This window comes from Acidimicrobiales bacterium (assembly GCA_022452145.1).
Taxonomy (GTDB): domain Bacteria; phylum Actinomycetota; class Acidimicrobiia; order Acidimicrobiales; family MedAcidi-G1; genus UBA9410.
On the sequence record JAKURY010000009.1, the window covers coordinates 77,591 to 86,936 of the forward strand.

Here is a 9,346-nt window from a genome sequence, read left to right on the forward strand (position 1 = left end):
GCTCCGGCAGGATTCCCGTCAGGCCACTGCCCGGTGGTCGGAGCCCGCCCCATAGGCTCTCTACATGCGCCCCGAAGATGCCCCGCCACCCGGTCGGCGTCCCTTCCGCGGTCCCCGGCGGCGCCGCTCCCAGAGTTCCACGAAGTTCCGCTTGCTGGTCGGTGGCGTCGTGTCGGCGTTCTTCGTCCTGCTGTTGTCGTTGCGGGGCATAGCGGGCTTCTGGACCGACTACCTGTGGTTCGACGCCCTCGGCCACGAGGACGTGTTCGTCTCGGTGTTCGGCGCCCAGGTCGTCCTGGTGGTGTTGTTCACAGCGCTCTTCTTCGGGATCCTGTTCGGCAACCTCACGATGGCCGATCGCCTGGCGCCGCGCATCCGACCGCCGGGGCCGGAGGAGGACCTGCTGCGCGGCTACCACATGATGGTGGGCCATCGGAGGCTGCTGGTCCGACTGGTGCTTTCCGGCCTATTCGCGCTGATCTCGGGGCTCAGCGTGTCGGGGCGCTGGCAGGAGTGGCTGCTGTTCACCAATGCCGTGGATTTCGGCATCCTCGATGCCCAGTTCGATCGCGATCTCGGCTTCTACGTCTTCCGCCTACCGTTCATGAGTTTCGTGGTCGGCTGGTTGTTCGCCACGCTGATCATCACCCTCGTCCTCACCACGATCTTCCACTACATCAACGGTGGCATCCGGCTCCAGACGATCGGCGAGCGCGTCCAGCCACAGGTCAAGGCCCACCTGTCGGTGCTGCTGGGCCTCATCGCCCTGGTGCGGGCCGGTGACTACTGGCTGGCCCGTTTCGAGTTGACCACCTCGGATCGCGGCGCCGTGGTGGGAGCCACCTACACCGACATCAAGGCGCAGTTGCCGGCCACGAACCTGCTGATCCTCATCTCCCTCTTCGCAGTGGCGCTGCTGCTGGTGAACATCAGACGGCGGGGCTGGGTGCTGCCCACGCTGGCCGTCGGGCTGTGGGCGTTTGTGGCTCTGATCATGGGCAACATCTATCCGGCTGTCATCCAGAACCTGCGGGTGGAGCCGGCGGAGTCCGAGAAGGAACAGCCCTACATAGCCCGCAACATCACGTCCACCCGGCTGGCGTTCGGACTCGACGGGATCACCGCGGTGCAGCTCGCCGACTTCGACAACGAGATCACCGCGGCCGACCTGCGGGCCAACGGGGGGACGGTTCGCAACATCCGCATCCTCGACCCGCTGGTCGTCCAGGGCACCTTCGACCGCCTGCAGGGCGAGCGCGAGTACTACTCCTTCGCCGCCGAGATGGACACCGACCGGTACACCATCGACGGCGAGACCACCCAGGTGCTGTTGGGCACCCGTGAGTTGGACCTCAACGAGACACGATCGTGGGAGAATCAGCATGTGGCCTTCACCCACGGCTACGGCGTGGCCATGGCGCCGGTCAGCCGGGTGAAGGGTTCGGGCGACCCGGACTTCCTGGTCGGGGACCTCCCGGTGGTCATCGATCCGTCGGTCGAGGTGACCCTGGACCGGCCGCAGCTCTACGTGGGCGAGGGCCTCGGTGGCTATGCGGTGGTCGGTGCCAGCCGCTCCGAGGTGGACTTCACCGACGAGAACCAGGAGACCCAGACCGTCCGGTATGCGGACATCGGCGGCGAGGGTGGTGTCGGCATGGGATCGATGACCCGGAGGGCGGCGTTCGCCCTGCGGTTCGGCCAGTTGGAGCCGCTGATCTCCAACTTCGTGACCGGGGATTCACGCGTCTTCTACGTGCGCGACGTGCGACAGCGAGTGGAGAAGCTGGCTCCCTTCCTGCACTTCGACGCCGATCCGTATCCGGTGCTGATCGATGGCCGGATCGTCTACGTGGTGGACGGGTACACGACCACCGACCGGTATCCGTATGCCCAGTTCGCCTCCACCGTGGACCTGTCGCGGTCCAGCGGCCTCCGCCACCGGTTCAACTACGTGCGGAACTCGGTGAAGGCGACAGTGGACGCATTCACCGGTGAGGTCGTGCTGTACGTGGTGGACGTAGACGATCCGCTGGTGGCTGCGTACGGAGCGGCCTTCGACGGCCTGTTCACCCCGGCGTCGGAGATGCCGCCGTCTCTGGTCGAGCACCTGAGGTACGCCGAGGACCTGTTCCGGGTCCAGACCGAGATGTGGGGTCGCTACCACGTCGAGGACACCGAGAACTTCTACCAGCGGGCCTCGGAGTGGGCGGTCTCCCAGGATCCCGGCCGGACCGGCGAGGGTGCGGCGAGCCTGGCGCTGGTCGACGATCAGGGCTTCAGGATCGGCACGGCGCGCAGGCGCATGGCGCCGTACAGGACCATGGTCGCCCTGCCCGACGGCGACGATGCCGAGTTCGTGATCATGCGGGCCTTCGTGCCGCTGGACGAGGATGACGCTCGCAAGGAACTGGCCGCGTTCATAGTGGGCCGGAGCGATGGCGACCACTACGGCGAGCTGGTGGTCTACCGCCCGCCCTCGTCGAACTTCGACGGTCCGGCACTGGCCGAGGAACGGATCCGAAACGACGAGGCGGTGGCGAGCCTCCAGACCCTGCTCAGCCAGCGCGGGTCGAACGTGCTGTTCGGCGAGCTGCTGCTCGTGCCGATCGAGAACTCGATCCTCTACGTGCGCCCGCTGTACGTGCAGGCCGAGGGCGACAACACGGTGCCCGAGCTGGAGAGGGTGATCGTGGCGGCGGGCGAGAAGGTCATCATGGCCAGCTCGCTGCAGGAGGCCCTAGAAGAGCTCACCATGTCGCGTCTGGGAACCCTCTTCTCCGGCATCGACGGTGGGGCCGTGGGCTCGGAGCCGGCCTCGACGGATCCGGGAGACGGAACCGCGTCGGGAACCGGCGGTGTGGAAGATGCGGGCGGTTCGGACGTCGAAGCCGGGGATTCCTTGCCTGACGGCGAGGTCCCCGAGGACGTGGAGTCGATCGTGGCCGAGCTCTCGCGCCTACAGCGGGCTACCGCTGTCGCTCTCTCCGAGGATCCTGCCGATTGGCGGGAGTTCGGGCTCATCCAGGCACGGATGCAGGATCTGCTGGACGCCCTGCTGGACGCCCTGGAGGTGTCCGTCGACTAGCCGGCTGGTTGCCAGCCGCTGGTGCGCCGGCTGGATCCGGCCTCATCTGCCGGAGGTGTGCCGGTGCGGGCCCGGGCCGGCGAGTCGGCGGTGAGGTCGACGAACGATTCGTCGGCTGCCAGGTCCGGGGTGGGTACGGGGGCGACGGAGTCATCGCTCAGCGCCACGCCGGCCGATCCGGCTACCTCGGCGATGCGGGCGTTGATCTCCACGGCGACGCGGGAGAGCTCAGCTGACAGCCGGGCAATCTGGAGTCGGAGGTCCATGATCCCGTCGTCGTCGTGACCGGTGGTTCCGGCCGCGGGGTTACCGAGCACGTCGAACTGTCGTTCCATGGTCGAGACCCGTTCGGTGAGGTCCCGTAGCCCGTTGACCAGGTCGAGGAGGGTCTGGTCCGGGGCGGACAGGTCAGCGTGGGCACTCGTCCTGTGGGAGCGGCGGAAGGCCATGGGGCGACTGTACCCATGGCCGGTGGTGGGTCCGGGGCACGCCTAGGTCAGGCACGCTCTGGCCCGGACCCGATGCCAGGCTGCGCCATGTCGCGTCATGCCATGTCACTACCCTGCCGACCGTGACCAGGTTCCGGATCTCCGTGCTTCTGCTGGTCGTCGTCGTGGTCGGTCCGTCGTGCTCAGGGCACGACGGCCGGGAGATGGTCGCCAACGGCATCGGGTTCACCCCCGAGCCGAGCGTGCTGGTCGGCGAAGCAGTGCCGACGCATTCGGTCTCGGCGGATCGTGCCCGTGTCCAGGGTCAGAACACCGTCGGCGCGGTGGTCCTCGAGACGACTTCGGGAACGGTCGGGACGCTCGGTTCCCTCGGTTCCTACGAGGTCTCCACCCTGCAGTTGGGCGGCGTATGGGAGGACGATCCGCTCAACGTGGCCCTCAGGAAGCCGGTGCTGGCCGAGATCGCCAGGTTCGCCGACGACCTGGTCGTGGACGAGGAGGCTCCCGCTGTGGCGGGTCTCCTGACCGGTCGGCCGGTAGTGCACCTGCTGGACGACCGGCTGCTGAGCGTGGTGTACGACTTCGAGGTCATCCCAGGTGGTGCCGCCCGCCCGTCGGCGGTGGTCCGGTCGGTACTGCTGGACCTGGAGACGAGCGAGCCTGTGGCGATCGGCGACCTGTTCTTGGCCGGGAGCCCGTGGCCCGAGACGGTCGCCTTCCTGGCCAGGCAGGACCTGCAGGCGCGGCTGGGAGCGGGAGCGGTCTGGGACGAGGGCGCCGGCGATCGGTACGGGTTGGGGGCGGAGTCGGGGAACTTCCGCCTCTTCGGGGTCACGACGGAGCACCTGGTGCTGCGCTTCGAGCAGTATCAGGTCGGCCCGGGCGCGTTGGGGGCACCGGAGGCGACGATCCCGTGGTCGTCGCTGGTCGGGCTGGTTGATCCCGGCGGCCCGGTGGGGCATCTGCTGCCGTAGCCGGCTCGTGCCGTAGGCGGGCACGCGCCCGATCAGGTGCCGTTGCTGGGGGCGTGGTCGATCTCGATGACCTCGTCCCGGTCAGCGATGGTGGCAAGGGCCTTCGCCAACTCGACGTCCGCCAGCCCGCGGACGTCGATCGTGGTCTGGCGGAGGTCCTGGGACGGATCGTCGGACTCGGTGGTGAGGACGCCCATGATGCGACCGCCGCCGGATTCGAGGCCGATGAACAGGGCGTCGAGCGTGCCGTGGCCGGGTCGGTACCGGACCTCGAACCGTCGTCGGGAGCGTCGGAACAGGACGTACGGCTTGAGTGGGCCGAAGGTGACGACGACAACGAGCGCCATGGCGCCGGCCACGACGGAGACGGTGTAGAGGCCCATGGCGGCGGCTATGCCGAATGCGGCTGCCATCCAGAGGGTGGCCGCCGTGGTGATGCCGGTGACGGTGAAGCCACTCCGGATCATGGCACCGGCCCCGATGAAGCCGATGCCGGTGACCACCTGGGCTGCGACCCGGGATGGATCGTTCTGGGGACCGATGACCGCATAGGCGCCGGCGATGGTGAACAGGGCGGCGCCAAGGGCCACCAGCGAGTGGGTGCGTAGACCTGCCGTCTTGTGGCGGGTCTCGCGCTCCAGGCCGAGAACGGCGCCGAGGGCGAGCGCCAGGCCGAGGCGCCCGATCAGTTCGAGTGAGCTGGGTGCGTCCACGACGTCGAGCCTGCCACAACGGGTGCGGTGGACTGGAGAGGGTTGCCCGGTCGGCCTCAGCCCCAGCGGCTGGAGCGGGTGAGCTCTTCGGCGGGGAGCCGGATGTCGAACCGTTCGCGGACCCGAGCGTCGACCTCGGGCGACACGTGTGCCGGGAAGTGGCTGGAGAGCACCCCCGAGGCTATGACCCTGGCCCGCTCGTCGACGCTCGTGGCCCCGGCGTCGAACCAGTCGGCGGGGCTGAGCCGGTCGCCGACCTGCGGGTAGATGTACTCGGACTGCATGAGCGACAGGGTCTGGTCCTGGCCCAGGAAGTGGCCGGCCCCGAAGATGACCGACTTGATCGTCTCGATGGAGAGCTTGTCGGGGGTGATCTCGATGCCCCGGACGGTCCGGTTGACGGCGCCCAGCATGTCGTTGTCGATCACGAGGGCCTCGTAGGAACAGGCCAGCAGGCTGGCCAGCATCCCGGCCGACTCGTAGACGAGGTTGGCGCCGGCGTGCCCGGCCAGGGCCACGGTGAGGCCCTTCTCGTGGCCGGCCTGGTTGTCCGGGACCTTGGAGTCGGCCATCCCGGCGGCGACGCCGGACGGCAGGTCCAGCCAGTTGGCCACCTGGGCCGCCGCGGCGTTCAGGACTGCCTCTTCGCCCGACCCGCCGGTCATGGCGCCGGTCCGCAGGTCGGACACGAACGGCCACAGCCCCATGACGCACGGGTGGCCCGGGTTCAGCAGGTTGACGCAGGTCAGGGCGGAGAGGCACTCGGCGAGCGCCTGGGCCAGGGAGCCGGCCAGGGCGGCGGGTGACGTGGCACCGGCCTGTCCTGCCGAGAGCAGGTTGATGGGCATGCCGGTGCGCACCTGGGCGACCATGGAGCGCACGGCGTCCTCGGCGTAGCGCAGGGGTGGGACGACGAACGTGTTGTTGGCTACGCAGAACGGCCGCTCGGCGAAGGAGCCGGATCGGCCGCCCAGCATGTGGTCGAACATGTCGACGACCTCGACCACGTGTTCGGGCTGGAAGAACGACGTTCCCATCGGCTTGGAGGTACCCATGGCCACGGCGTAGGCGGTGTTCACGTCGAGGTCCCGCGACTCGACCATGTCGCGCGCCACCAGGGTTCGGACGTGGAAGTGGACGTGCTCGAGCGTGTCGACGAGGCGGGCCACGTCGTAGACGTCCTGGAGGTCCGACGGTCGGTGCTTCCGGGTCTCGTGATCCCACACCGAGACGGCGGCGCCGGCGGTGCCGAAGTGGACCCGGTCGCCACCCACCTGGATGGACCGGTCGTCGTCGAACCCGTGCCATGTGAACGACTTGGCGGCCATGGCGATGGCGTCCTCGACGAGCGAGCGGGGGAAGTGGAGGCGTTCGTGCTCGTCCACCCAACCTCCGGCCGGCACTACGACCTCGATGAACTCGGGGATTGGTGTGCCCATCCCGAACTCCTCGAGGAGGGTTAGGGCGGTGTCGTAGACGGCTCGGCACTCGGCGTCGGTCAGCGGCTTGTAGGCGCCGCCGGCCTGTCCGGGGTGGACGGCCTTCTCGTCCTCGGTGGGACCGGCGGCCCGCGCCGCCACCCGGGCCGCCCGCCCGCCGGCCCGTCCGCCCCGCTTCGGTGTGGTGGTCCCACTCATGCCCTGAGCCTCTCGTTGGATGGATCGTGGGCAGCCTCGGCCAGCACGGTGGCGGTGTGCCGCCCGCCGAACAGGGCGATCTCGAAGGTGGAGCCGGGTTCCCGGAAGGCCGGGTCGACGTAGGCGAAGGCGAGCGACTTCCCGACGGTGTGGCCCCAGGCCCCGCCGGTGGTGATTCCCATGGCTCCCGAACCGTCGCCGGCCGGGTCGTAGGTGGGCTCGTTGCCGCGACAGTCGGAGTCGGTGGCGTCCACCTCGCAGTAGACGAGGACCATGTCCAGGCCGGTCAGGTCGGTTCCGGCGGCGTCCCGGCGGACCAGCGTGGCGTCGCGGCCGATGAAGTCGCGGCCGGGCGTGTCGAGGTCGACGAACCTGTCGAGGCCGGCCTCGATCGGGGTGATCTCGGTGGTGAGCTCGCCGCCCCAGGCCTTGTAGGCCTTCTCGATGCGCATGGCGTTCATGGCGTACGAGCCGAAGTGGACCATGCCGTGGGGCTCGCCTGCAGCCACGAGGGCGTCGTACAGGTCGGGCATGCGGTCGATGGGGTGGTGGAGTTCCCAGCCCAACTCGCCGACGTAGCTGACCCGCATGGCGGTGACGGGCACGCCGGCCACGTGGATCTCCCGGGCGGTGAGCCACGGGAAGGCGTCGCAGGAGAGGTCGGCGTCGGTGCAGGCGGTGAGAACGTCGCGGGCCCGGGGTCCGGTTACGGCGAGGATGGCGGTGCCGTCGGTGCAGTCGGCGACGCTCACGTCCTCGCCGGGGAGCACGTGCTGGACGAGCCAGTCGTGGTCGTGGGTGGTGCCGGCGATGGCCGAGTTGAGGTAGAAGCGGTCGTCGGCGAGGCGGGTGACCGTCATCTCGCATTCGATGCCACCGAGGTCGGTGAGCATGTGGACCAGGCGGGTGCCACCGTCCCGGGTGGGCAGCCGGTTGGCTGAGAGGCGGCCCAGCAGGGCGGCGGCGTCGGTGCCGGTCACCTCGAACTTGGCGAATGCGGTCAGGTCGGCGATCCCGACCCGTTCACGCACGCCGGTGCACTCGGCGGCGACGATGTCGTGGGCGTTGGAGCGCCTCCACGAGTAGTCCTCGGGTTCGCCGTAGTAGCGGGGGCGTTCCCAGCCCCAGACGTCCTGCCACTGGGCGCCGAGGGCGTCGAGTCGTTCGGCTATGGGGGTGCGCTTCAGGGGGCGCCCGGCGGACCGGTACTCGCCGGGCATCCGCACCTGGTACATCTCGTGGTACTCGTCGACGGACTTGGCGATGGTGTAGTCGACGTCGGACCACGGCCCGAAGCGACGAGGGTCCATCTCGCGGACGTTGATCTCGGTCTGGCCGTGGACCATCCACTGGGCCAGGAACTTCCCGGCCCCGGGGCCCTGGGTGATGCCGATGGAGGCTCCGGCGCACATCCAGTAGTTGCGCACTCCGGGGGCCGGGCCCATGAGGTAGCCGCCGTCGGGGGTGTGGGTGATGGGGCCGCTGACCACCTGCTTGATGCCCGCCTCGGCGAAGATTGGGAACCGTTCGGCCGAGATCTCCAGCCACGGGGCGAGCTGTTCGAGGTCGGGTGGGGTGAGGTGGAAGTGGAGGTTCCAGTCGATGCCGTCCAGTCCGTAGGTGATGGAGTTCCGGGTCTCGTAGGGGCCGATGAGGAGGCTGTCGATCTCGCGGCGGTAGTAGCACGACGACCGGGGGTCGCGGACGACGGGCATCTCGTGTTCGCAGGCGGCCATGGCGGGGAGCGACTCGGTGATGAGGTACTGGTGGATCAGCGAGACGATCGGGACGTCGAGTCCGACCATGGCGCCGACCTGGGGTCCGTAGTGGCCGGCGGCGTTGACGACGTGGTCGGTCACGATCCGGCCCTTGTCGGTGACGACCTCCCAGCGGCCGTCGGGCAGGGGGTTGACGTCGGTGACGAGGGTGTGGCGGGCGATGGTGGCGCCGAGTTGGCGGGCGCCGGCGGCCATGGCGTTGGTGGTGCCGGTGGGGGCGGCCCATCCGTCGTGGAGGGTGTGGAACCCGAGGACGACGTCGGAGGTGTCCTCGATGAGCGGGGCCAGTTCGCGGATCTCGTCGGGTCCGATGAGGTGCGACTCGATGCCGATGAGCTCGAGGACGCCCTGGACGTAGCGGTACCACTCGGCCTGTTCTGCGTTGACGGCGAGGCGGACGGCGCCGCAGCCGTGCCAGCCGGGGGAGATGCCGGTCTCGGCTTTGAGGGTCTTGTAGAGGTTCGTGGCGTCGAGGTGGACCTTGGCCATGTTGAGGCTGCCGATGAAGTGCGGGATGAGTCCGGCGGCGTGCCAGGTGGAGCCCGCCGTGAGCTCCTTCCGCTCGACGAGGACCACGTCGGTCCAGCCGGCACTGGTGAGGTGGTACAGCACGCTGCAACCGACGACGCCGCCGCCGATCACCACCACCTGTGTCTGTTCCTTCACCGGATCGACCCCCTGCTGGCCTGCATCTGTCTCAGTAGCCTGCA

6 protein-coding genes are annotated in these 9,346 nt (G+C 69.0%); 2 read left to right on the top strand and 4 right to left on the bottom strand.

Going from position 1 to position 9,346, the window contains the following annotated elements; translation table 11 throughout:
- Positions 1-64: 64 nt before the first annotated feature.
- On the top strand, positions 65-3,085 hold the full coding sequence (locus MK177_05000) for a UPF0182 family protein (protein MCH2426674.1): 3,021 nt from the start codon (positions 65-67) through the stop codon (positions 3,083-3,085).
- Here MK177_05000 and MK177_05005 read toward each other — a convergent pair.
- A complete protein-coding gene (locus tag MK177_05005; protein ID MCH2426675.1) occupies positions 3,082-3,534 on the bottom strand; it encodes a hypothetical protein in 453 nt (150 codons plus the stop codon). The two genes, MK177_05000 and MK177_05005, sit on opposite strands and share 4 nt — an antisense overlap.
- Before the next feature lie 122 nt (positions 3,535-3,656).
- Here MK177_05005 and MK177_05010 point away from each other — a divergent pair, with 122 nt between their 5' ends.
- Entirely contained in the window at positions 3,657-4,508 is an 852-nt protein-coding gene (locus tag MK177_05010; protein MCH2426676.1) for an RsiV family protein, read from the top strand.
- A 32-nt stretch (positions 4,509-4,540) separates the two neighbouring features.
- Here MK177_05010 and MK177_05015 read toward each other — a convergent pair whose 3' ends face one another.
- The 3 genes from MK177_05015 to MK177_05025 form a co-directional block, all read right to left on the bottom strand.
- A complete protein-coding gene (locus MK177_05015; protein ID MCH2426677.1) occupies positions 4,541-5,221 on the bottom strand; it encodes an MgtC/SapB family protein in 681 nt (226 codons plus the stop codon).
- 56 nt (positions 5,222-5,277) lie between these two features.
- Positions 5,278-6,858 (bottom strand): trimethylamine methyltransferase family protein, encoded by a 1,581-nt coding sequence (locus tag MK177_05020; GenBank protein MCH2426678.1) that lies wholly within the window; start codon positions 6,856-6,858, stop codon positions 5,278-5,280.
- The coding region (locus MK177_05025) for an FAD-dependent oxidoreductase (GenBank protein MCH2426679.1) at positions 6,855-9,346 on the bottom strand (2,492 nt) is incomplete at its 5' end. The genes MK177_05020 and MK177_05025, both read right to left, overlap by 4 nt.

Coding starts and splice junctions, on each gene's coding strand:
- MK177_05020 (MCH2426678.1), bottom strand. CDS start 6,858: ATGAGTGGGACCACCACACCGAAGCGGGGCGGACGGGCCGGCGGGCGG.
- MK177_05000 (MCH2426674.1), top strand. CDS start 65: ATGCGCCCCGAAGATGCCCCGCCACCCGGTCGGCGTCCCTTCCGCGGT.
- MK177_05005 (MCH2426675.1), bottom strand. CDS start 3,534: ATGGCCTTCCGCCGCTCCCACAGGACGAGTGCCCACGCTGACCTGTCC.